We start from the raw sequence: 23,452 nt of genomic DNA, 5'->3' as shown, positions 1-23,452 counted from the left end.
GTCTCCCCAGCCCACCGCCCGCCCCTACCGGTAGCTCATGAACCCGGCGCGCCTGGTGGCCGCCGCGTGTCCCGCCTCGTCGCGCGGCCTGCCGGACGACACCTGTTTGCGATGCGTCGGCGGTGCCTGCGCGCGGGCGGGAACTGGTGCACGGTGTGTCCTTCGTTGTGGCGGCCCGCCGGGCGACGGTGCTGATCGCGGCGCCCGGCGGGCCCATGAGGGTGGCTTTCGCGCCGCAGTGGCGCTGACGAAGAATCTGCCCGATATCGCGGGCGCAGGTAATCCGTTGTCCGTGCGGGAAGATTGAGCGCTCAAACGTGTCGCACGGCTGTCCGGGCTACCCCGTTCGGGTGCTGCCCGGCGTCGATGTGCGGTGAAAGGCGGCCCGGTCGCGGGCTCGATCCCGAGTGGGCAGAGATCTCGGTCCAACGCCTTCAACGGCGCGCCGCCGGCCCGGTGACGGGTGCACGGTGTCTGCTGACCGACAGCGCGGAAGCCCCATTAAGGACATTTGCCGCCAATGCGGTCGGCATGGAAGTCGATGTATCCCCGACCGTTGACGTGGCCGTAGCGTGTCTGCAACATTTGGCGCAGCGCTCTGCAAAATCTGTACAACACGCCGCCGGATACCAGACTGATCTTCGGAATCGCGGCGCAGCACTACCAACTCCCACCCGAAATTTCGGGAAAAGTCGCCCTTCTCCACCGAAGGACCGCCATGAGGAAACGCCTGGCCACGTTTGTGGCCGCCGCCGTCACGCTCACCTCCACAGTCCTGTTCGTACCGTCCGGCCCCGCCTCGGCCGCGCCCGTCAACCTGGCGCAGGGCAGGACCTTCACCGCCAGCAGCAGTAACGCCGCCTACACCGCCGCCAACGCGGGTGACGGCGATCCGGCGACCTACTGGGAGAGCGCCAACGGCGCGTGGCCACAGTGGATCCAGGTCGACCTGGGAGCCGCCTCCGCCGTGACGAGCGCGGTGCTCCGGCTGCCGGCCGGCTGGGAGACCCGCACCCAGACGATCGCGGTGCAGGACGGCGCGACCGGCGGCACGATCGCCGGCGCGACCGGGTACACGTTCAACCCGGGCAGCGGGAACACGGTCACCATTCCGCTTACCGCGACCGTCCGCTACCTGCGGCTGAGCATCTCCGCGAACACCGCGTGGCCGGCCGGCCAGCTGTCCACCGTGGAGGTCTGGGGCGAGCAGACGCAGAACCCGCCGCAGGACCCGAACCTCGCGCTCGGCAAGACGGCCACTGCGAGCAGCAGCAACGCCCTCTACCCGGCCGGGAACGTGACCGACGGGAACGTTGCCACCTACTGGGAGAGCACGTCCGGCGGGTACCCGGCCACGCTTACCGTGTCGCTCGGCGCGAACGCGTCGGTCACCTCGGTCGCGGTCTCGCTCAACCCGGACGCGGCCTGGGGCGCGCGCACCCAGAACATCGAGGTCCTCGGCCGCGCGCAGAACGCCACCGGCTTCACCACGCTGGCCGGCGCCGCGAACCGGACGTTCAACCCGGCGTCCGGCAACACCGTGTCCATCCCGGTGAGCGCCACCGTCGCGGAGGTGCAGCTGCGGATCACCTCAAACACCGGCGCACCCGGTGCGCAGGTCGCTGAGCTGCAGGTCTTCGGCACCGCCGCGCCGAACCCGGACCTCACGGTCACCGGGCTCACGTTCGCGCCGTCCGCGCCGGTCGAGACGGACACGGTCACCGCCTCCGCAGTGGTCCGCAACGCCGGCACCGCCGCGAGCGCGGCGACAACTGTCCGGTTCTACGTGGGTACGACGCTCGCCGGCACCGCCTCGGTCGGCGCGCTCGCGGCCGGCGCCACCGCCACCGTCACCGCGTCGCTCGGCGCCCGCCCGGCCGGCACCCACCAGGTCACCGCGCGCGTCGACGAGGCGAACACCGTCGTCGAGCTGAACGAGCAGAACAACACGCTTGCCGGCACGCTCACCGTGAGCGCGGTGCCCAGCTCCGACCTGGTCGCGACCACCGCCTGGTCGCCGAGCAACCCGGCGCCGGGCAGCACCGTCACGTTCACCGTGGCGATCCGCAACCAGGGCACGATCGCGTCCGCCTCCGGTGCGCACGCGATCACGCTGACACTGCTCGACCAGTCGGGCGCGGTCGTCCGTACCCTCAGCGGCTCGTTCAACGGCACGATCGCCGCCGGCGGCGTCACGGCGCCGGTGTCGCTCGGGACCTGGGCCGCGGCCAACGGCCGGTACACGGTCCGCGTGGTGCTCGCGGACGACGCCAACGAGGTGGCGGTCAAGCGGGCGAACAACACCGCGGAGACGCCGCTGTTCGTCGGCCGGGGCGCGAACATGCCCTACGAGATGTACGAGGCCGAGGACGGTGCCACCGGCGGCGGCGCGGCAGTGGTCGGCCCGAACCGCACTGTCGGCGACCTGGCCGGCGAGGCGTCCGGCCGGCGCGCGGTCACGCTGAACAGCACCGGCTCCTACGTCCAGTGGACCACCCGGGCCAGCACGAACACGCTTGTCACCCGCTTCTCCATCCCGGACGCACCCGGGGGTGGCGGCACCACGTCCACGCTCAACATCTACGTCAACAACACGTTCCTCAAGGCGGTCACGCTTACCTCCCGGTACGCGTGGCTCTACGGCGACGAGGCCGGCCCGAACAACAACCCGTCGTCCGGCGCGCCGCGGCACATCTACGACGAGGCCAACGTGCTGCTCGGCACCACGGTCCCGGCCGGCGCCACGATCAAGCTGCAGAAGGACGCGGCGAACGGCGGCACGTTCGCAATCGACTTCGTCAACCTGGAGCAGGTCACGGCCACGGCCAACCCGGACCCGGCCCGGTACGCCGTGCCGTCCGGCTTCACCCACCAGGCGGTGCAGGACGCGCTGGACCGGGCCCGGCAGGACGCGAACCTGATCGGCGTCTACCTGCCGTCCGGCGACTACCAGACCTCGTCGAAGTTCCAGGTCTACGGCAAGTCGGTCCGGGTGGTCGGCGCGGGCCCGTGGTTCACCCGCTTCCAGGCGCCGGCCGGCCAGGAGAACACGGACATCGGTTTCCGCTCCGAGGCGAGCGCGAACGGGTCCACGTTCGCCGGATTCGGGTACTTCGGCAACTACACGTCCCGCATCGACGGCCCCGGCAAGGTGTTCGACTTCGCCAACCTGGCGAACCAGACCATCGACAACATCTGGGCCGAGCACATGATCTGCCTCTACTGGGGCGCCAACACGGACAACATGGTGATCAAGAACTCGCGGATCCGGAACACGTTCGCGGACGGCGTCAACATGACCAACGGCAGCACCGGCAACCTGGTGTCGAACAACGACGCGCGCGCCACAGGCGACGACAGCTTCGCGCTGTTCTCCGCGATCGACGCGGGCGGCGCGGACGAGAAGGACAACGTCTTCGAGAACCTGACAAGCACGCTCACCTGGCGGGCTGCTGGTCTGGCGGTCTACGGCGGCTACGCCAACACGTTCCGCAACATCTACATCGCGGACACGCTCGTCTACTCGGGCATCACGATCAGCTCGCTCGACTTCGGGTACCCGATGAACGGCTTCGGCGCGGACCCGCCCACCCGCTTCGAGAACATCTCGATCGTGCGGGCCGGCGGCCACTTCTGGGGACAGCAGACGTTCCCCGCGATCTGGATCTTCTCCGCCTCGAAGGTCTTCCAGGGCATCCGGGTCTCCGACGTCGACATCGTCGACCCGACCTACAGCGGCATCATGTTCCAGACGCAGTACATCGGTGGCCAGCCGGTGAACCCGATCACCGACACCGTCTTCACAAACGTCTCGATCACCGGCGCGCGGAAGAGCGGCGACGCGTTCGACGCGAAGTCCGGCTTCGCCGTCTGGGCCAATGAACTGCCCGAGCCCAACCAGGGCCCGGCGGTCGGCGCGGTCACCTTCAACAACCTGCGCCTGTCCAACAACTACCAGGACATCCGCAACACCACCCCACTGCGGATCACGATCAACCCCTAGAGCATCCGGGGGTACGGGACGCGCTCCCGTACCCCCGGATGTCTTCATGTCTTTGTCGCCGCAACTGGATCTCGGTCTCCAGGTCCACCTCGCGCGGCGCCGCTCTCCTCGACCCCGGTCACCGGCCCGCGGCGGAGGAGGGGGTTACGGGTCGGCGCGGTGGCGGCCGGGGAATTCGAAGACGTCTGTGGGCTCGTCGGTCCACTGGGTGGCGGTGGTGACCTCGCGGACCAGCGGCGCGGTGCCGGTGAGCGGCACGTAGACCTGGGCGTCGACCGCCTCGGCGAGCATCAGCGCGACGGCGAAGCTCGTGGGCCGGGCGTCGGGGTCGCGGGATATGCACTGGTCACAGAGGGTGGCGACCTCGTCGGGGAGACCGGGGATCGGCGGGAGCGGGGTGGGCTCGACGCCCGGGGGAATGGCGTTCGGCGGTACGCCGGGGAGGCGGGACGGCTCCCAGGGGAGCGTGCGGGCCAGGCAGAGGTAGAGCAGGACGCCGAGCGCGTAGACGTCCGCGGCCGGGGTGGCGGGCGTGACGCCGTCCGCTTCGAGGCGCTCGGGGGCGACGAACGCCGGGGTGCCGACGATGGTGCCGTCCACTGCGGAGTCCGGCTCGCCGGCTATCGCGGCGATGCCGAAGTCGAGCACCTTGACCCCGGCGGGCGTGAGGATGATGTTCGCGGGCTTGACGTCGCGGTGCACGATGCCGTTCGCGTGCGCGGCGGCCAGCGCGGCCGCGACCTCGGCGCAGACCCGTACCGCGATGTGCCAGTCGAGCGGGCCGGCGCGCAGGTGGTCGGCGAGCGTCTCGCCCTCGACGAGCTCCATCACGATGTACGGCGCGGGCGTGCCGGGCAGCATCGTCGACATGCCGAAGTCGTGCACGCTCGCGACGTTCGGGTGGGTGAGCCGGGCGGCGGACCGGGCCTCGGTGCGCACCTGCTCCACCACGGAATCCGCCGAGTCGATCAGGTGTGGCGCGATCAGCTTGACCGCGACCGGGCGATCGAGCACGTCGTCGTGCCCTCGCCACACTTCGGACATTCCGCCCACGCCGATGCGTTGTTCAAGGCGGTAGCGCTCGCCGAGAACGCGCATCGGGACTCCTTCAGAGAAAAGATAACCCTTGATCAGCTACCCGTTCGGGCCGTGGGCAAACCCGCCGGGAGGGGCGGTTGTGCACGTTCCATCATTCGCGACACGGAGAGGACGACCAGGCCGGCGACGGAGAGAACCGCGCCGACCCAGGCGGTGGAGAGGTATCCGTACCCGGCCGCGATCACCATGCCACCGAGCCAGGCGCCGGCCGCGTTGGCGAGATTGAGCGCGGAGTGGTTGGAGCTGGCCGCGAGCGCTGGTGCGTCCGGTGACACCGCCATCAGGCGCATGGTGAGCGCGGTGCCGATCACCTGGCAGGCCACGCCGATCAGGAAGATCAGGAAGACCGCGGCCGGGATGTACTGGGCGGTCGTCGCGAACAGCACCAGCACGGCCAGCATGCCGACCATTCCGCCGAGAAGCGTGCCCATGATGGACAGATCGGCGAGCCGGCCGCCGAGAAGCGTGCCGACGGTCATGCCGACGCCGAAGACCGCGAGCACCCACGGGACCCCGCCGGCCGACAGCCCGCTGACCTCGGTGAGCGTGGGGGAGACGTAGCTGTAGACGGCGAACATGCCGCCGAACCCGACGATGCCCGTGACGAGCGCGAACCAGACCTGCGGGCGGCGGAACGCGCCAAGCTCGGTCTTGATCGTGGCGTGCGCGGCGGCCGGGACCAGCGGCACCAGCAGGTGCACGGCCACGATGGTGAGCAGGCCGATCGCGGCGATCATGCCGTACGCGGCCCGCCAGTGCACGTGCTGGCCGACCGCCGTCGCGACCGGCACGCCCACGATGTTGGAGACGGTCAGGCCCATCATCACGCCGGCTACGGCACGACCGCGGCGCTCCGGCGAGACCAGGCGCGCGGCGACAACCGATGCGATGCCGAAGTAGGCGCCGTGCGGCAGGCCCGCGATGAACCGGGCCAGGAAGACAAGCGGCGCGTTCGGCGCGATCGCGGACAGGCCGTTGCCGACCAGGAACGCGACCATCAGGCCGAGCAGCAGGAGCTTGCGGTCCAGCCGGGCGGTGAGCGCGGTGATCAGCGGGGCGCCGACGACCACGCCGAGCGCGTACGCGCTGATGCCGTACCCCATGGTGGGGATCGAGACGCCGAGCGAACCGGCCATCTCCGGCAGCAGCCCCATCGCCGCGAACTCGCTGGTCCCGATGCCGAAGCCGCCAAGCGCCACAGCGGTCAGCGCGATGCCGACGCGACCGGTCCTGATCTCCCCGCTCATACCGCGGATCGTGTCAGGCGGCTCGTTGCATTCATAGGACGACCGACACAGCGGGTGGTGCGATGCGTTTAGCGATCCCGCGCCGGGGGGTATCGATCCCGCCGCACGGATGTGCACCGAAACCCCCTCGGAGGCTCTCTCATGTCGGTTCCTGCCGTTCTCTACGTCATCGCCGTGATCCTGCTGGTCCTGGCCGCGCTGCCGATCGGCACCCGCGGCGTCTCGCTGGCGCTGCTCGGTGCCGCGTCCGCGCTGCTGGCCTACTCCTGGCCGACCATCACCGGCGCATAGCCCCTTCAGCCCGGCCAGTGGTGGGCGAGGAGTGAGTAGAACCGGGGCTGATCCCAGTAGGCGCCATGCGCCGCAGGGAACGGCACACCCGCGTCGACCTCCTCGTCCACCGCTCCCGGGAAGACCCGCGCCGCACAGAACGCCAGCCGGTCGGACCTGTCGTAGACGTTCAGCCACGGCGTCGACGTCACGGTGGGTAGCCCGTCCCGCAGATACAGGTACGGTGCCGGCGAACCGGTGGTGACGAGCAGCCTCACCGAATCCGGCCGGTCCGGCCCGGTGAGCAGGTCGACCGCCGCCACCCCGGCCGGGCCGTGCCCGAGCAGCACCACAGGCGACTCCGCCCGTGCCACCTCGGCCGCGATCAGCTCGCGGGCCGCCAGGTCCGGTCGCCTGAAGCAGGCCGGTTCCATAGTCCCCGCGCGCCGCCGTACCAGGTTCCGGGCCGCCAGCCGCTCGGCAAGCGGGCGCGTCACGCGCCGGACCATCGTGTCCGCGAAGCCCGCGGCCAACTCCGGAGTCGGCTCCAGCGCGGCGACCAAGCGCACGGCCAGCGCGTCCCGGCTGCGGCCGTCCCGGGCGATCGGCGCGTCCGGCGCCGTGCTCAGCGCGGTCGCCACGATCGCGCGCGCGACAGCGCTGCACAGCTCCGGATCGGCCGCGTCACCGACCGCGAGCGACGCGTCCGCGGTCTCCGGCGCGTCCCGGACCGCGGTGATCGCCCGGTCCAGCGTGGCGCGGTCCAGTTCGGCGAGGTCCGGCAGCGACAGCGACAGCGTGTCCAGCCGCTTGTCGAGCGCGTCCGGGCTGGACGGGCCCGGGTCGAACAGCTCCGCAAGCATGCGCAGTTCCACAAGCGGGTCCGCCTCCAGCAGGTCCCACTCGACCGCGGTGATCTCGGCCTCCGTGGGTGACTGAGCGACCGCCTCCAGGCCGGTGGCGCCCGGCGGCGGCAGCACGGGTGAGACGTCGGGCTCGGGGGCGCCGGCCGCGATGCCGTGCACGCGGACGTCCCGCAGCCGGGGCTCGGCGGCGATCCCGTCCCGCAGCCGCGACAGCCGTCCCGTGTGGTGTACGACGATCAGCGTTCCGGACATGGTTCGCCCCCTGGGACTTAACGGATGTATCCGTATATTCGAGGCGTCCAGCGGCCGATAGTCACTAGTCCTACCTGCTGAATCCCCCGTTGGGATGCGGGACAGGCGTCCGAAATGGCCGATCACCTGAGGGCGGGCCGAAGATCGGCTACACCTGGCTCCGCGGGGGACGGGAAAAGTCGCACGGGTGTGCCAGACTGCGGCCGACGATTCCTGTGGGAGGAAAGACAGCATGACCGACCTTCAGCGGCTCCAGGCCACCCAGCAGTTCCACGTCCGGCAGCGCGTGCGCCTCATGGTCAATCAGTACGAGGTTCGCGCCGTGCAGCCGGACGGCTCCGAGGGCGAGCTGATCGCCTTCGCGCAGCAGAAGCGGTTGGCGTTCAAGGAGCAGGTCACGCTCTACACGGACGACAGCAAGCAGGTCCCGGTGCTCGGCTTCAAGGCCCGCCAGGTCCTCGACCTCGGTGCGACCTACGACGTGACCGACCCGTCCGGCGCCCCGATCGGCCTGTTCCGCAAGGACTTCAAGGCGTCGCTGCTGCGCTCGACCTGGATCGTGGAGCAGCCGAGCGTCGGTGCCGTCCGCGGTCAGGAGCGCAGCCAGGCCGTCGCGATCCTGCGTCGCTTCGTCGACTCGCTCTCCTGGCTGCCGTACCACTTCGACTTCGTGACGCCGTCCGGCGAGGTCGTCTTCTCCGTGGTCAAGCAGTGGGGCTTCCGCGACAAGTACGTCGTCTCGGTGCCGAACCCGTACATCGACCGCCGCCTGGTCATCGCCATGGCCGTCGCGCTCGACGCGCTGCAGAGCCGCTGACCGGCGGTCAGTCCGACGTGAGCCGGTGCAGGTCGGCGAAGACGCGGTTGTTCAGGTCGTAAGCGACAAGCACCTCCTCGATCAGCCGATCCTGCACCGCCCGGTCCCAGGGCGCCGCGTCGAGCAGCGCCCGGTACCGGGTCTTGAACTCGGCCGGGTCACCGAGCGCGTCGAAGCGGTAGAAGCGCACGCCGTCCACGTCGAGGTCGTACCCGGCACGGATGGCGTCGCCGATGTAGAAGCCGCCGGACAGATCCCCGAGATACCGCGTGTAGTGGTGCGCCACGAACCCGGCCGGGTCGCCGAAGCAGGTCGCGGTCATCCGCGCGACGTAATCGCGGGTGCCGGGCGTCGCCTCGATCCGGTCCCGCCACCCCGCGCCGAGCAGAAACTCCAGGTCCGCGGCGAGCGACGGCAACCGGGTCAACTCCGGCGCGGCGAACGGCCCGGCCACCGGGTCGGCCCGCATCACCTCCGCGGCCGACTCCAGCACCTCATAGAGGAAGTAGTGCTGCGCCACAAGCAGCGCATATCCCTCGCGGTCCAGCTCGCCGGCGGTCAGCGCGGCCAGATATCCGGCGCCCTCGGCCGAGCGGTGCGCCCGCCCGGTCTCCTTGCGCAGCCGGAGCGAGAAGTCCTGGTCGGTGTGCGTCGCGGTCATGCTGGCGCTCCTGCTGAGTGGGCTTGCCTTCTGGTCGTCGCTTCGCTCCTCCGGGCTCGGCGCCACTCCCGGCGACGACGGGCGCGCTTCAGACGAAGAGCGTGTCTGAAGCGCGCCCATCGTCTCTGGTCGCCCGCGCCTCACGTGGGCGGTGCCGTTTGTGGGGGGACCGGAGAAACTGCAGCACAGACGTGGGGCCCGGGGGCGGGGGGTGGGGGTGGGGGGCTTTGGCGTGATCAGGTTAGGTGTTCGGAGGCGACTTTTTCAAGGACTGACTCGTCGCCGGCGTACCAGCTTTCGGCGCGGGGCCAGTGGGTGATCACGTCGGTGAAACCGAGGTCGGCGGCGCGGCCGTGCGCGTCGGCGAACGCGTCGACGCTGCTCATCGAGAAGACCGGGGCGGCGTCCAGCGTCAGGTAGCGGTCCACCGAGGCGCGCTCCCGGCCCGCCGCGTCAAGCGCGTCGTCCAGCCGCCCGGACAGCACCTCCACCGTCTTCCACCAGGCGTTCTGCTGCGCCACCAGCTCCGCGCCGGATGGCGGGGTCAGCGACGCGCCGGGTTCGCCGCCGGTGGTCACCCAGCCCTGCGCGTGCTTCGCGACCAGCTTCAGGCCGCGTGGGCCGTTCGCCGCCATGATCAGCGGGACCCGGGGGGCCTGCACGCAGCCGGGTAGGTTCCGCGCGTCGACTGCCGTGTAGTGCGTGCCGCGCCACGTCACATGGTCCTCGCGGAGCAGCAGGTCGAGCAGTTCGACGAACTCCGCATACCTGTCGAACCGGGTCTTCGGCGTCAGCTCCGGCCCGCCGAGCACTGTCGCGTCGAAGTTGGTGCCGCCCGTGCCGGCGCCCACGCCGAGCAGCAGCCGGCCGGCGCTGATGTCGTCAAGCGCGGTGATCTCCCGGGCGAACGGGACGGGGTGCCGGAAGTTCGGCGACGCGACAAGCGTGCCCAGCTTCATCCGCGACGTGACCAGCGCGGCCGCGGTGAGCGTCGGCACCGCGTCGAACCACGGGCCGTCAACGAGCGTGCGCCAGCCGATGTGGTCGTAGGTCCAGGCGTGGGCGAAACCCATCTCCTCGGCCCGGCGCCAGCGACGCTCCGACTCCCGCCACGGCTGGTCCTGCAGGATCACGATTCCGATGCGCATGATCGTCACGCTACCCAAGCGCACCGGGGCCGGACATGCAGGAGACCCGGCACCGAACCGGTTGCCGGGTCTCCTGACGAAATGCGGGGGCGGAGCTCTCGTCGTACCCCCGCAAGCTTGTGACCTTCTCAGTCGGCCGCGAGGTGACCGCGCAGCTTGACAAGCGCCTTCGCCAGCAGGCGGGACACGTGCATCTGGCTGACACCGATCTGGTCCGCGATCTGCGACTGCGTCAGGTTTCCGTAGAAGCGCAGCGTCAGTATTTTCTGCTCACGCTCGTCGAGCGCGGCCATCGCCGGGCCGAGCGCGACGCGCAGCTCGGTCAGCTCGTACTCGTGGTCCTCGGAGCCGAGCGTGTCGCCCAGCTCCATGCCGCCCTCCTCGGTGACCGGCGTGGAGAGCGAGGTCGCGGTGTACGCCCGAGCGCCCTCCAGCCCTTCCAGCACCTCCTCCTCGGTGACGCTGAGGTGGGCCGCGATGTCCGCGACCGTGGGGGAGCGGCCGAGGCCCTGGGAGAGCGTCGAGTTCGCCTCGGAGATGGCGAGGCGCATCTCCTGCAGGCGGCGTGGCACCCGGACCGACCAGGTGCGGTCGCGGAAGTGGCGCTTGATCTCGCCGATGATCGTGGGGATCGCGTAACCCGCGAAGTCCACGCCGAACGACGGGTCGAACCGGTCGACCGCCTTGATCAGGCCGATCATCGCGGTCTGGACCAGGTCGTCCATCGCCTCGCCGCGGCCGGAGAAGCGGAGCGCGAGGTGGCGCGCGAGCGGCACCCAGGCCTCGATCGTCCGCTGCCGGAGAGCCGGTCGCGACGGGTGGGTTTCGGGAAGCGCGGCGAGGGCATTAATGAGTTCGGCGCCTTCGGCTGCGGCGGCCTCGTGGGTGCGGTCGATCCGAGTCGACGCCTGCGCCCCGGTTGCTGCAACGGTCATGGTGTCCTCCCTCTTCAGGGTCTCGACACTAACCTAAAGACCTGGCCGCTGGTAGCCGAAAGGATGAGGTGTCCCAGCGTTTCGGCCCTTTTGCCTGCGCGCTGTGCTACTTCCCTGGGTTTCCAATACGGATATGTCGGGCTTATTCGAAGCGCAGAGTGATCATGCGCTCGCTTTTCGGTGAGCGCTGTGGTAGCGATCTCAGCCGGTACGGTCGTCGATCAGCGCGCGGAGCCGGAGCGCGGCGTCCTTGGCGAACCTGACGTACGACTTGCCCCGGTAATCCAGCTGCTCCGAGTACCGCCGGTTCTGCAGCGGCTCCAGGAACTCGAGCACGGTGCCGAGTGGTTCACGCAGGTCGTGCACAGTCGCCTCGGCCGCGTCCGCAAGCTTCCGGTTCGTGTCCCGCAGGTCGGACAGTTCACGGCCGAGACCGTCCGCCTTCGTGTTGCCGTCGGCAACGTCCCGTTCCAGGCGGGCGACGTCCCGCTCCAGGCCGGCGATGCGGTCCCGGAGCCCTTCGGAGACCACAGACTCCGCGCGCATCTCCGCACGGAGCAGCGATATGCGCGCACGCATCAGGTACAACCCGGCCGCGGCGGCGGCGAGCAGGATCAGCGCGACGACGAACGCGACGGTCACACCGAAGACGCTAGCGCCTGTCGCCCACCACCGCTGCGGCCGGGCCGGGAGTGAACGGTTCACGCCCGGCGCCCTCGCGCCGGGCGTACCGGAAAAATCAGTCGTTGGTGTGAAGCGCGCTGTTCAGCGCGATGCCTGTGCCCTTGCGCGGCTTCGCCTCAAGCGCGCCGGTAAGCGAGTTCCGCCAGAACAGCACGTTGTCCGTGCCGGAGAGGGTGACCGCCTTGACCGCCTCGCCGGACGGCAGCAGCACCTTCGAACCGGCCGTGACATACGTTCCGGCCTCGACCACGCAGTCGTCGCCGAGCGAGATGCCGACGCCCGCGTTCGCCCCGATCAGGCAGCGCTCACCGATCCGGATCCGCTCCTTGCCGCCGCCGGAGAGCGTGCCCATGATCGAGGCGCCGCCGCCGACGTCCGAGCCCTCGCCGACCACCACGCTCGCCGAGATCCGGCCCTCGACCATCGAGTTGCCGAGCGTGCCCGCGTTGAAGTTCACGAAGCCCTCGTGCATGACGGTGGTGCCGGACGCCAGGTGCGCGCCGAGCCGGACCCGGTCCGCGTCAGCGATCCGCACGCCGGACGGGACCACGTAATCGATCATCCGGGGGAACTTGTCCACGCCGAAGACGGTCAGGTGCCGCCCGGCCGCGCGCTCGATGATCTGCAGCTCGGAGATGCGGTCACCCGGGCACGGCCCGGCAGAGGTCCAGGCCACGTTCGCAAGCAGGCCGAAGATGCCGTCCAGATTCACCGAATTCGGCGTGACCAGGCGGTGCGACAGCAGGTGCAGGCGCAGGTACACGTCGTGCGTGTCCTTCGGCGGGTCGGCCAGCGAGCCGATCACCGTCGACACCGCCACGGTACGCAGACCCGGCAGCGCCCGGTCGCCGAGCACGCCGGCCGGGAGGCCGAGCAGCGCCGCGCCGTCCTCGTCCGCAAGCGGCGAGCGGGCCGGTGCGTCGCCCGGCGGGGTGCCGAGGCCGAGCTTGCCGGCCGGGTACCAGGTGTCGAGCACCTGCCCCTCGGCCGTGATGGTCGCGAGGCCGAAACCCCAGGCGGGACTAGCAGACACGTCACTCACACCCGAGAAGGTACCGTGCCACCCATGGCGAACCCGCTGACCCCCGACGCGCTGGCCGACCCGGTGGCGCTCACCCGCGCCCTGGTCGACATCGAGTCCGTCTCCCGGAACGAGAAGGAGATCGCCGACTGCATCGAGCTGGTGCTTGCCGACGCGCCGCACCTCACCGTGCAGCGGCATCAGAACACGCTCATGGCCCGCACCGACCTCGGCCGGGAGCAGCGGGTGGTGCTGGCCGGGCACCTGGACACGGTGCCGCTCAACGACAACTTCCCGTCCCGCATGGTCGACGACCTGATCTACGGCTGCGGGACCGCCGACATGAAGTCCGGCACCGCGCTCGCGCTTCACCTCGCTGTGACACTGCCCGACCCGCGGTACGACGTGACGTACTTCTTCTACGAGGCCGAGGAGATCGACTCCGCGTACAACGGGCTCAACCTGGTCGCCCAGACCCACCCGGAGTGGCTTGCCGCGGACTTCGCGATCCTTCTCGAACCCACCTACGGCGTGGTCGAGGCCGGCTGCCAGGGCACCATGCGCGCGGTCGTCCGCACCACCGGCAGGCGGGCGCACTCGGCCCGCTCCTGGCGCGGTGTCAACGCGATCCACGCGGCCGGCGAGGTGCTGCGCCGCCTCCAGGAATACCCCGCCCGGTCGGTCACCATCGACGACTGCACGTACCGGGAGGGCCTGAACGCGGTCCGGATCCTCGGCGGCGTCGCGGGCAACGTGATCCCGGACAGGTGCGAGGTCGAGGTCAACTACCGGTTCGCGCCGGACCGGTCGATCGAGCAGGCCGAGGCCCACCTGCGCGAGGTCTTCACCGGGTACGACGTGGAGATCACCGACGCGGCCCCGGCGGCGCTGCCCGGCCTGACCGCGGCGCCGGCCCGCGAGTTCCTTGCCGCGGTCGGCGAACGCCCGGCCGCGAAACTGGGCTGGACCGACGTGGCCCGCTTCGCCGCGCTCGGCATCCCGGCGCTGAACTTCGGCCCCGGCGACCCGAACCTGGCGCACACCCAGGACGAGCACGTCGAGATCGGCCGGATCCGGGACGGCGCCGCGACGCTGCACCGCTGGCTGGCCTCCTGAAACGTGCTCAGGGCCCCGCTGGAGAGCGGGGCCCTGAGTCTTACGCTGCGCAGTCCTGCTTGGACTTCTCCTCGGACGTCTCGTCCGCGGCCGCGGCCATGGCCTCGTCGTCAAGCAGAGCCATTCGTCGTTCGGCGACCACATCCTGGATGCGCCGTTGCATCTGCCGCCGGTGCCGGATCATCTCGTTTCTGTTGAGCACGGTTACTCCTCCCCCCGAGGTGGCCCGGCACATGCCGGGCGCCGTGCTGCCTATATGTGAATTAAAGACGTCCGTACCTTAAGAAAGGTTGCGGGCACCCTTAGTTTCTGTCGAATTTTCCCGTGTTCCCCTCGGTCAGGGTCGGCCGGACGGTCAGAAAGACACCGGTCCGTTGCATTACGGTGATCGCATGAGGGGATTGTCATGAGCGGCCGGGTACGACTGACACCTGAGCGACACCGGGGACCGGTCACGCTGCGGCGCGACGCGATCGAGCCGTCCACCGCGGATCAGAAGCTGCTCGACTCCCGCCAGCGCGCGGACTGGAAGACCCGGGACGCGTGGCGGGCCCTGCGCATCCTCTCCGAGTTCGTGGAGGGTTTCGACAGCCTCGCCGACCTGCCACCCGCGGTGAGCGTCTTCGGTTCCGCCCGCAGCAAGCCGGACAGCGCCGAGTGCGCGCTCGCCGAGCGGGTCGGCGCCGCGCTGGCCGGCGCCGGCTACGCGGTGATCACCGGCGGCGGCCCCGGCGTGATGGAGGCCGCGAACAAGGGGGCAAGCGAGGCCGGCGGGCTCTCCATCGGCCTCGGCATCGAGCTGCCGTTCGAGCAGGGCCTCAACGAGTGGGTCGACATCGGCATCGACTTCCGCTACTTCTTCGCCCGCAAGACCATGTTCGTGAAGTACGCCCAGGCGTTCATCGTGCTGCCCGGCGGCTTCGGCACGCTCGACGAGCTGTTCGAGGCGCTCACGCTCGTCCAGACCGGCAAGGTCACCCGCTTCCCGGTGGTGCTGATGGGCACCGCGTACTGGCAGGGCCTGATCGACTGGCTGCGCGGCACGATGGCCGTCGACGGCAAGATCGGCCCCGGCGACCTGGACCTGATCTGCCTCACCGACGACGTCGAGGAGGCGGTCCGCTACATCGTCGAGGCGGACACCGCGCTCGCCGCCGAACAGGCCGCCACCCGCGACCTCAAGCGCGACGTGCAGGAGTCCTGATGGCCGCGATATGCGTCTTCTGCGCCTCCGGCACCGCGATAGACAAGCGCTGGCTTGACCTCGCCACCGAGACCGGCCGGCAGATCGGCGCGCGCGGTCACACGCTTGTCAGCGGCGGCGGCCGCGTCGGCATGATGGGCGCGGTCGCGGAGGGTGCCCGCGCCGCCGGCGCCCACACGCTCGGCATCATCCCGCAGTCCCTGGTCGACATGGAGGTCGCGGACACCGCAAGCGACGAGCTTGCGGTCACGGACGGCATGCTCTCCCGCAAAGCCCTCATGATCGAGAAGTCGGACGCGTTCCTCACACTCCCAGGCGGCCTCGGCACCCTCGACGAACTCTTCGAGGTCTGGACCACCGGCTCCCTCGCCATCCACCGCAAGCCGATGGTCCTGGTGAACACCGACGGCTTCTACGACGGCCTCCTCACCTGGCTCCGGACCCTCACCGACACCCACTTCATCCGCCCGCAGGCCCTCGCCGACCTCCTGATCGTCGAATCCCTCGACGCCGCCTTCACCGCCCTGACCCCCAAACTCCCCTGAAACCCCTCGTGGGTACGCTCCGCGCCTGCCTTCGCGCGGTCGGCCTTCGCGCGGTCGGCATACCCGGTCAGAGCAGGCGATATGTGGTGTGTCGGTGGGGCGTGATGAGATAGCGCGATGACAGTGGCGCCCCGGCGAACGTATCGGCTGGTGCGACGGCCGGTGGCCGCCGCTCCGCCGTTGCTGCCGGACGCCGTCCACGACCGGATCGTCGCCCACACCGACGGCCCGCTGCTGGTGATCGGCGGCCCCGGCACCGGCAAGACCACCACGCTCGCCGAGGCCGTGGCCGCCCGCGTCGAGTCCGGCGTCGACCCGGAGCGGATCCTGGTCCTGACGTTCGGCCGCCGCGCCGCCACGTCACTCCGGGAGCGGATCGAGACCCGGGTCGCCGGCCTCGCCGACCGCGAGGTGATCCACCAGCCCACAGTGCGCACCTTCCACGCCTACGCCTACAGCCTCCTCCGCCGCGCCGCAGCCGAACGCGGCGAACCCTCCCCCCGCCTCCTCACCGGCCCCGAGCAGGACCTCGTCATCCGCGAGCTGCTGGAGGTCGTCGGCGACCCGGAGAGCGCCCCCGCGACCGCCCCGAGCCAGGGCGCGCGCCGCCACGGGCGCCCCGAGGACCCCGCGCAGACCGGCGACCTCGACGAGCCCGCCCGTCCCACCCCGCCCGGGACGCCGCACGCCGCCGCAGCCGCAGCCGCAGCCGCAGCCGGGGACGATGCCGAGCCGGAGGCGACCGGCGACGATCCCTACGGCTGGCCGGCCGGACTGCGTCCCGCGCTGCGGACCAGGGCATTCGCCACCCAGCTGCGAGACCTGATGCTGCGCGCGGTCGAGCGCGGTGTCGGCCCGGCCGACCTCACCCGGCTCGGCGAGCGCCTCGGCCGCGACGACTGGCCGGCCGCCGCCCGGTTCCTCCGGGAATACGCCGCCGTCCTCGCGCTGCGCGACACCACCGGCCGGTCCGCGGCCGCCTACGACGCGGCCGAGCTGGTCCGCGCCGCGATGACGCTGCTCCTGGACGATCCCGGCCTGCTTGACTCCGAGCGCCGCCGGATCGCCCACGTCTACGTCGACGAACTCGCCGACACCGACCCGGCCCAGGTCGCGCTGCTCGACCTGGTGGCCGGCGGCGGCACACCACTCGTCGCGTTCGCCGACCCCGACTCCTCGGTCTACGCCTTCCGCGGCGCCGACCCGTCGATCGTGGCCACCTTCCCGGCCCGTTTCCGCACGGCGTCCGGCGCCCCCGCCGCGACCGTCACCCGCACCATCTCCTACCGCGCGTCTCTCGACCTGCTGGCCGCGGTCAAGCGCGTGGCCCGCCGTCTCCGCGGCCCCGTCGCCCACCGCAACCTCACCCCACCCGTCCTCCCTGAGCCCCCCACCAGCACCGACACCGCCGCCCTGGCCGGCCCGGCCGCTCCCGGCGACGAAGACGGCAGCGGCACGGAACGGACGGCCGACGTTGCCGATCTGGCCACGGACACCGTCGTCCCCTCCGGCGAACTGGCCGCATCCGGCGAACTGGCCGCATCCGGCGAACTGGCCGCATCCGGCGAACTGGCCGCATCCGGCCCGTCCAGGTCCGCCGGCGGGCCCGGCGTCGGCGTGGGCTGGATGGTCGAGGCCGCGAATCCAGCGGCGAGCACCGGTGCTGCCGCCGCGCCTGGCGATGCTGGGAGCAGCGAGGACTGGACGGCGGAGATCGACAGCCCCGCCGATCGCGCCGAAGCCGCCGTCACGTCAGGCTTGACCAACGAAGACATTGAGGCCAGCTGGACCACGGGGACCTTTGAGGCCGGCAGCGACGAGCCTGACAGCGACAAAACCGGCAGCGACGAGCCTGACAGCGACAAAACCGGCAGCGACAAGCCCGAAAGCGACGACCCCGCGAGCGTGGCGGAGAGCGCAGCGCTGCGGGTGCGGACGTTCAGATCGGCTGTGGCGGAGTCGGCGTATATCGCGCATGCGCTGCGCGAGGCGCATCTGCTGCACGATGTGCCCTGGTCGCGGATGGCGGTGATCGTGCGGTCGACGCTGCTGCAGTTGCCGCCGTTGCAGCGGGCGCTTCACGGGGCCGGGGTGCCGACCGTCACCTACGCCGAAGATCTGCCGCTGCACCTGCAGCCCGCGGTCGCCCCCCTGCTCCTCCTGCTGCGTTGCGCGCTGGAGCCGGCCGCGCTTGACGAGGCCGCCGCGGTGACGCTGCTGCACTCGCCGCTCGGTGGCGCTGATCCGCTTGCCGAGCGGCGGCTCCGGCAAGGGTTGCGCGCGCTGGCGCTGGAGCGCAAGGACCGCCGCTCGGCGGGCGAGCTGATTGTCGCGGTGCTTCACGATCCCACGCCGATCGCGGAGGTGGACCGCCGCTGGGCGCGCCCGGCGAAGACCGTTGCGGCGCTGCTGGAGACGGTCCGGACGGTCGCGGCCGACCCGCAGAGCACTGTCGAGGATGTGCTCTGGGCTCTGTGGCGGGCCTCCGGTCTGGGGGAGCGGTGGTACGCGGCCGGCGTCCGCGGCGCGCCCCCACGCGCGGGTGAGACCGGTCATGTCGAGCGGGCGCGGGCCGACGCTGCCGACCGGGATCTCGACGCGGTGCTTGTGCTCTTCGACGCGGCGGCCCGGTTCGCGGACCGGCTGCCGGGCGCGCGCACCGAGGTGTTCCTGGATCACGTGCTCGGCCAGGATCTGCCCGCGGACTCGATCGCGCCCTCGGCGGATCGGGGCGACGCGGTCCGGTTGCTCACCGCGCACGCGGCGAAGGGCCTGGAGTGGGACGTGGTGGCGATCGCCGGGGTGCAGGAGGGCGTCTGGCCGGATCTGCGGCTGCGCGGCAGCCTGCTCGGCTCGGAGCGTCTTGTCGACCTGTTGTCCGGCCGGACCGCGCCGGAGGCGGCCGCGCTGGCCGGGCAGACGTCCGCGCTGTTGGACGAGGAGCGGCGGCTGTTCTTCGTGGCCGTGTCCCGCGCGCGGGAGCGGCTGCTGGTCACGGCCGTGGAGTCGGCCTCGGTGGGTGGCGCGGACGGCGAGGAGCAGCCAAGTCGCTTCCTGCACGAAATCGGCAGCGCTGACGACGTACCCACGGAGGATTTTGATCTTCAATCGCCGCGGCTGCCGAGGGCTTTGACGCTTGCTGCGCTGGTCGCGGAGTTGCGGACCGCGGTGACCGATCCGCGGGCGAGCGCCGGTAAGCGGAAGGCGGCGGCCGGGGAGTTGGCCCGGCTGGCGGCGGCGCAGGTGCCGGGCGCGCATCCGGACGAGTGGTGGGGCTTGCGCTCGCTCTCCGACGACCGGCCGCTGATCGACGACGGCTCGCCGGTACGGGTGACGCCGTCCACGATGGAGGGCGCACTGCGATGCAGCCTGCGCTGGCTGCTGGAACGGCACGGCGGCAACCCACCGGCCGGCCCGGCGCAGGGGATTGGCAACCTGGTGCACGCGGCCGCGATGCTTGCCGAGGACGCGAACGCGGACCGGGAGCGGCTGATCGAGTACGTGGCCGGCCGCTTCCCGATGATCGAGCTGGCCGCGCGCTGGCTGGCCGGCCCGGAACAGACCCGGGCCGAGGGCATGGTCGACAAGCTGCTGCGCTGGCTGGCCGCGAACCCGCGCCGGCTGCTGGCGATCGAGCACGAGTTCGCGGTGCGGCTGGACGACGGCACCCGGCGGCCGATCGACCTGGTCGGCCGGGTGGACCGGCTGGAGATCGACGATGCGGGCCGGCTGGTCGTGGTGGACCTGAAGACCGGCAGGTCGACCGCGGTGACCACTGCGGACGTGGCCGAGCACCCGCAGCTGGCCGGCTACCAGGCGGCGGTGGAGGCGGGCGGGTTCGCGGACTTCGGCGCGGAGCCGGGTGGGGCCGCGCTGGTGCAGCTGGGCACGGACACCAAGGCCGCGCGCGAGCAGAGCCAGGCCGCGCTTGCCGACAGCCCGGATCCGGGCTGGGCCGGTGAGCTGGTCCGGCGCACCGCGGAGACGATGGCCGCGTCCACGTTCTCCGCGGTGGTGAACAAGAAGTGCCGGACGTGTCCGGTGCAGACCGCCTGCCCGGTCTCCGGCCGCGGCCGGCAGGTCGTGGAGCCACCGAAGAGGAGATCGTGACCGAACAGCCCGCCCTCTTCAGCACCGCCGGGCAGACGCCCAGGAGACGCGTGGACTCCGGCCCGCGGTTCACTCCGCAGGAGCTGGCCCGGCTGCTGCGCCTGCATGCGCCCACGCCGGAGCAGGCCGCGATCATCTCCGCGCCGGTCGAGCCGCTGCTTGTGGTCGCGGGTGCCGGGTCCGGCAAGACCGAGACGATGGCCGCGCGGGTGGTGTGGCTTGTGGCGAACGGGTACGCCCGCCCGGAGCAGATTCTCGGCCTGACGTTCACCCGCAAGGCCGCGGGCGAGCTGGCGCACCGGGTCCGGACCCGGCTCGGCCAGCTGGTCCGGCGGCTGGGCCGGGAGGTGACGGGCGAGCCGACAGTGGCGACGTACCACTCGTACGCGGCCCGGGTGGTGACCGAGCACGGCCTGCGCGGCGGGTACGAGCCGTCCACCCGGCTGCTCACCGAGGCGTCCCGCTGGCAGCTTGTGGACATGCTGGTCCGCAACTTCCCCGGCGATCTGGGCACTGTCGGCCGGGCGCCGAGCACGATCACGGACGCGGTGCTGGCGCTCTCCGGCGAGCTGGCCGAGCACCTGGTCACCACGGACGAGCTGGCCGGCTGGACCGGGCGGTTCATCGGCGAGGTGCGCAGCCTGCCGGGTACGGCGAGCCGGCCGGTCCGCGACGTGCTCGCCCGCCAGCAGGCGCGGCTGGGCGTGCTGCCGCTGGTGCGGGCGTATGAGCAGCGCAAGGTCGAGCTTGAGGCGATGGATTTCGGCGATCAGATGGCCCGGGCCGCACGGGTGGCCCGTGACCATCCGGAGGTCGGCCGGGTGGAGCGGGACCGGTTCCGGGTGGTGCTGCTCGACGAGTACCAGGACACCAGCCACGCCCAGGTGGTGATGCTTCGCGCGTTGTTCGGCGACGGCCACCCGGTGACAGCGGTCGGCGACCCGTGCCAGTCGATCTACGGCTGGCGCGGCGCGAGCGCGGGCACTCTGGACCGGTTCCCAGCTGATTTTGCCCATAAGTCCGGGCGCAGTGCGCAGGTGCGGGCGCTGACCCGATCCTGGCGGAACCGCCCGGAGATCCTCCAGGTCGCCAACACGCTCTCGCTGCCCCTGCGCAGCGCCGGCGCGCGGGTGGCGGCGCTCAAACCCTCCCCGGGCGCGGACGATCCGCTCGGCGGCCACACGGTCCGCGCCGCGCTGCTGTCCACCCACGACGCCGAGGCCGACTGGATCGCCGACTCGATCGTCACCGCCTGGCGGGCGGCGAACGGGGACGAGGACGCCGCCCCCGAGGAGATCCCGGTCGAGAAGCGTCCCACCACCGCCGTACTGGTCCGGCTGCGCAGTCAGATCCCGCTGATCGAGGACGCGCTGCGCGCCCGCGGCGTACCCGTGGAGGTGGTGGGTTTGGGGGGTCTGCTCGACACGCCCGAGGTCCGCGACGTCGTCTGCACGCTGCGGGTGCTGGCCGACCCGACGGACGGCGCGTCGGCGTTGCGGCTGCTCACCGGCGCGCGGTGGCGGATCGGCCCGCGCGACCTGGTGGCGCTGCACCGCCGCGCCCAGAACCTCGCGCGCGAGCGGGCCAGCGGCGCGGACGACGACGACAACCCGGTGATCGACCCGCTGGACGAGGCCACGCTGATCGAGGCGCTCGCCGACCTGGGTCTGCCGCAGCAATTCTCCGCGGAGGGTTACCACCGCCTGCACGCGTACGCGGGCGAGCTGGCCCTGCTCCGCGACCGCCTGGACCAGCCGCTGCCGGACCTGGTCGCGGACGTGGAGCGGACGATCGGCCTGGATGTGGAGGTCGCGGTGCGCGCGTCCGCGGCCGGGGACGCCGGGCTGGCCCGCGCGCACCTGGATGCGCTCGGCGACGTGGCCGCCCGGTTCGCGGGCGAGGCGGACGGCGGCACGCTCTCCGGTTTCCTGGCGTTCCTGGCCGCGGCCGAGGAGGAGGAGCGCGGTCTCGCGCCCGGCCAGGTCGACGTGGTCGAGGGCGCGGTGCAGATCCTCACCGCGCACGCGGCGAAGGGCCTTGAGTGGGACGTGGTTGCGGTCGCCGGCCTGACCAAGGACGTCTGGCCCGGCCCGGTCCGCGGCTCCGACCACTATCTCGCGGGCCTCGGCGTGCTGCCGTTCCCGCTGCGCGGCGACCGGGACGGGCTGCCGCAACTCGACCTGTCCGAGGCGGAGACGCAGCGGGACGCGACAGGCGCGCTTGAGGAGTTCGCCCAGCTGTGGAAGGAGCACGACGAGCGGGAGGAGCGGCGGCTCGCCTACGTCGCGGTGACCCGCCCGCGCCGGCTGCTGCTCTGCTCCGGTTACTGGTGGGGGGACCGGGTGGTCAAGCCGCGCGGCCCGTCGGTCTTCCTGCAGGAGATCCGCGACACCTGCGCGGCCGGCCACGGGGACATTCCGGTCTGGGAGCCGCCCCCCGAGCCGGGCGTGGCAAACCCAGGAGCAGAGTCGACGGTACGGGCGGAGTGGCCTGCCGATCCGCTCGGCGCCCGTCGTCCCGCGCTTGAGGAGGCGGCCGACCTGGTGCGCGAGCTGCTTGCCGCGGCGCCGGTCGAGCACTCGGGCGTGCACGCGGAGCCGGAGCCGCACGGGGCCGGCGAGGAACCGGCGGAGCACCCGGCCGGGGTGCAGGTCAGCCCGCTTGAAGAGGCACTCGGTGCGCCACCTGCTCCGTCCGCGCCGCCCGCCTCCACCGAGGAGGACCCGGCCGACGAGGCGGAGATCGCCGCCTGGCGCCGGGAGGCCGACCTGCTGCTGGCCGAGCGCGCCGAGCACGCGCGCCGCGACGGCCCGCTCGAGGTCGCGCTGCCCGCCCATCTCTCGGTGTCGCAGCTGGTCCTGTTGCGGCGGGACCCGCAGGCGCTGGCCCGCTCGCTGCGCCGCCCGATGCCGGCCGCGCCCGCGCCGCACGCCCGCCGTGGCACCGCGTTCCACGCCTGGCTTGAGCAGCGGTTCGGCGCGGATCGGCTGCTTGACCTGGACGAGCTGCCCGGCGCCGCGGACGAGGACGCGGCCGGCGACGCGGAGTTGGCGGACCTGCAGGCACGCTTCCTGGCCGGCGAGTGGGCGGACCGGACGCCTGTCGAGGTGGAGGTGCCGTTCGCGACGGTGATCGGCGGCGTGGTGGTGCGCGGGCGGATGGACGCGGTCTTCCCCGCGCTCGGCGGCAGGTACGACGTGGTCGACTGGAAGACCGGCGCGCGGCCGGAGGGGGAGGCGGCGCAGGCGGCCGCGGTGCAGCTGGCCGCGTACCGGCTGGCCTGGGCCGCGCTTGCAGGTGTCGCGGTGGAGGAGGTGCGGGCCGCGTTCTACTACGTGCGCGACGACGTCACGGTCCGGCCCGCGGATCTGCTCGACCGGGCCGCGCTTGCGGAACTGGTCACCTCCGTCCCGTACCCGGAGGAAAGATTGTGAATTGAATTGCGGTCCGATCCGCCGGGTCCGTCGTAGCTACC

Annotated in this window: 17 protein-coding genes; 8 read left to right on the top strand and 9 right to left on the bottom strand. The window is 71.6% G+C overall.

Annotated features, from left to right (window positions below; genetic code table 11):
* The first annotated feature begins 718 nt into the window (after nucleotides 1–718).
* Nucleotides 719–4,003 carry a CARDB domain-containing protein gene (locus tag ACIA8K_RS28055; RefSeq protein WP_396064428.1) on the top strand — a complete coding sequence of 1,095 codons (3,285 nt, stop codon included), beginning with the start codon at nucleotides 719–721 and terminating at the stop codon, nucleotides 4,001–4,003.
* Nucleotides 4,004–4,147: 144 nt separating this feature from the next.
* On the opposite strand, the gene ACIA8K_RS28050 is transcribed toward ACIA8K_RS28055, so the two are convergent.
* Both ACIA8K_RS28050 and ACIA8K_RS28045 read right to left on the bottom strand, forming a co-directional pair.
* Nucleotides 4,148–5,101: a serine/threonine-protein kinase gene (locus ACIA8K_RS28050; RefSeq protein WP_396064425.1), complete on the bottom strand. Its 954-nt coding sequence runs from the start codon at nucleotides 5,099–5,101 to the stop codon at nucleotides 4,148–4,150.
* Nucleotides 5,102–5,133: 32 nt separating this feature from the next.
* Nucleotides 5,134–6,348, bottom strand: coding sequence for an MFS transporter (locus ACIA8K_RS28045; RefSeq protein WP_396064422.1), 1,215 nt, complete (start codon nucleotides 6,346–6,348; stop codon nucleotides 5,134–5,136).
* A gap of 141 nt (nucleotides 6,349–6,489) precedes the next feature.
* Between ACIA8K_RS28045 and ACIA8K_RS28040 the strand changes: the two genes are divergently transcribed.
* Nucleotides 6,490–6,639, top strand: a complete 150-nt coding sequence (locus ACIA8K_RS28040; RefSeq protein ID WP_396064420.1) for a hypothetical protein — start codon at nucleotides 6,490–6,492, stop codon at nucleotides 6,637–6,639.
* Nucleotides 6,640–6,644: 5 nt separating this feature from the next.
* Here the strand turns inward: ACIA8K_RS28040 and ACIA8K_RS28035 are convergent, their stop codons facing one another.
* Nucleotides 6,645–7,736 (bottom strand): hypothetical protein, encoded by a 1,092-nt coding sequence (locus tag ACIA8K_RS28035; RefSeq protein WP_396064417.1) that lies wholly within the window; start codon nucleotides 7,734–7,736, stop codon nucleotides 6,645–6,647.
* Nucleotides 7,737–7,968: 232 nt separating this feature from the next.
* Between ACIA8K_RS28035 and ACIA8K_RS28030 the strand changes: the two genes are divergently transcribed.
* A complete protein-coding gene (locus ACIA8K_RS28030) occupies nucleotides 7,969–8,553 on the top strand; it encodes a hypothetical protein (RefSeq protein ID WP_396064415.1) in 585 nt (194 codons plus the stop codon).
* 7 nt (nucleotides 8,554–8,560) lie between these two features.
* On the opposite strand, the gene ACIA8K_RS28025 is transcribed toward ACIA8K_RS28030, so the two are convergent.
* The 5 genes from ACIA8K_RS28025 to dapD form a co-directional block, all read right to left on the bottom strand.
* Nucleotides 8,561–9,214, bottom strand: coding sequence for a heme oxygenase (biliverdin-producing) (locus ACIA8K_RS28025; protein ID WP_396064414.1), 654 nt, complete (start codon nucleotides 9,212–9,214; stop codon nucleotides 8,561–8,563).
* Between the two features lie 236 nt (nucleotides 9,215–9,450).
* A complete protein-coding gene (locus tag ACIA8K_RS28020; protein ID WP_396064412.1) occupies nucleotides 9,451–10,362 on the bottom strand; it encodes an LLM class flavin-dependent oxidoreductase in 912 nt (303 codons plus the stop codon).
* A gap of 128 nt (nucleotides 10,363–10,490) precedes the next feature.
* Entirely contained in the window at nucleotides 10,491–11,297 is an 807-nt protein-coding gene (locus tag ACIA8K_RS28015; RefSeq protein ID WP_396064410.1) for a SigB/SigF/SigG family RNA polymerase sigma factor, read from the bottom strand.
* Between the two features lie 201 nt (nucleotides 11,298–11,498).
* Nucleotides 11,499–11,939: a hypothetical protein gene (locus tag ACIA8K_RS28010; RefSeq protein WP_396064408.1), complete on the bottom strand. Its 441-nt coding sequence runs from the start codon at nucleotides 11,937–11,939 to the stop codon at nucleotides 11,499–11,501.
* Nucleotides 11,940–12,036: 97 nt separating this feature from the next.
* A complete protein-coding gene (gene dapD / locus ACIA8K_RS28005; RefSeq protein WP_396064709.1) occupies nucleotides 12,037–13,014 on the bottom strand; it encodes a 2,3,4,5-tetrahydropyridine-2,6-dicarboxylate N-succinyltransferase in 978 nt (325 codons plus the stop codon).
* 33 nt (nucleotides 13,015–13,047) lie between these two features.
* Here dapD and dapE point away from each other — a divergent pair, with 33 nt between their 5' ends.
* The gene (gene dapE, locus ACIA8K_RS28000; RefSeq protein ID WP_396064406.1) at nucleotides 13,048–14,118 is read left to right on the top strand and encodes a succinyl-diaminopimelate desuccinylase; all 1,071 of its coding nucleotides are present in this window, start codon (nucleotides 13,048–13,050) and stop codon (nucleotides 14,116–14,118) included.
* A 40-nt stretch (nucleotides 14,119–14,158) separates the two neighbouring features.
* Here dapE and ACIA8K_RS27995 read toward each other — a convergent pair whose 3' ends face one another.
* Entirely contained in the window at nucleotides 14,159–14,320 is a 162-nt protein-coding gene (locus ACIA8K_RS27995) for a hypothetical protein (protein ID WP_396064404.1), read from the bottom strand.
* Between the two features lie 204 nt (nucleotides 14,321–14,524).
* Between ACIA8K_RS27995 and ACIA8K_RS27990 the strand changes: the two genes are divergently transcribed.
* From ACIA8K_RS27990 to ACIA8K_RS27975, 4 genes are all read left to right on the top strand, one after another.
* The gene (locus ACIA8K_RS27990; RefSeq protein ID WP_396064402.1) at nucleotides 14,525–15,322 is read left to right on the top strand and encodes a TIGR00730 family Rossman fold protein; all 798 of its coding nucleotides are present in this window, start codon (nucleotides 14,525–14,527) and stop codon (nucleotides 15,320–15,322) included.
* Nucleotides 15,322–15,867, top strand: coding sequence for a TIGR00730 family Rossman fold protein (locus ACIA8K_RS27985; RefSeq protein ID WP_396064400.1), 546 nt, complete (start codon nucleotides 15,322–15,324; stop codon nucleotides 15,865–15,867). Before ACIA8K_RS27990 ends, ACIA8K_RS27985 begins: the two co-directional genes overlap by 1 nt.
* A gap of 150 nt (nucleotides 15,868–16,017) precedes the next feature.
* Entirely contained in the window at nucleotides 16,018–19,977 is a 3,960-nt protein-coding gene (locus ACIA8K_RS27980) for an ATP-dependent helicase (RefSeq protein ID WP_396064398.1), read from the top strand.
* The gene (locus ACIA8K_RS27975) at nucleotides 19,974–23,411 is read left to right on the top strand and encodes a UvrD-helicase domain-containing protein (RefSeq protein WP_396064396.1); all 3,438 of its coding nucleotides are present in this window, start codon (nucleotides 19,974–19,976) and stop codon (nucleotides 23,409–23,411) included. Before ACIA8K_RS27980 ends, ACIA8K_RS27975 begins: the two co-directional genes overlap by 4 nt.
* Nucleotides 23,412–23,452: the final 41 nt, after the last annotated feature.

It is taken from the genome of Catenuloplanes sp. NPDC051500, assembly GCF_044454585.1.
In the GTDB taxonomy this organism is placed as follows: domain Bacteria; phylum Actinomycetota; class Actinomycetes; order Mycobacteriales; family Micromonosporaceae; genus Catenuloplanes.
Note: the sequence above shows the minus strand (reverse complement) of the source record. Positions and strands in the feature narration are given on the sequence as shown.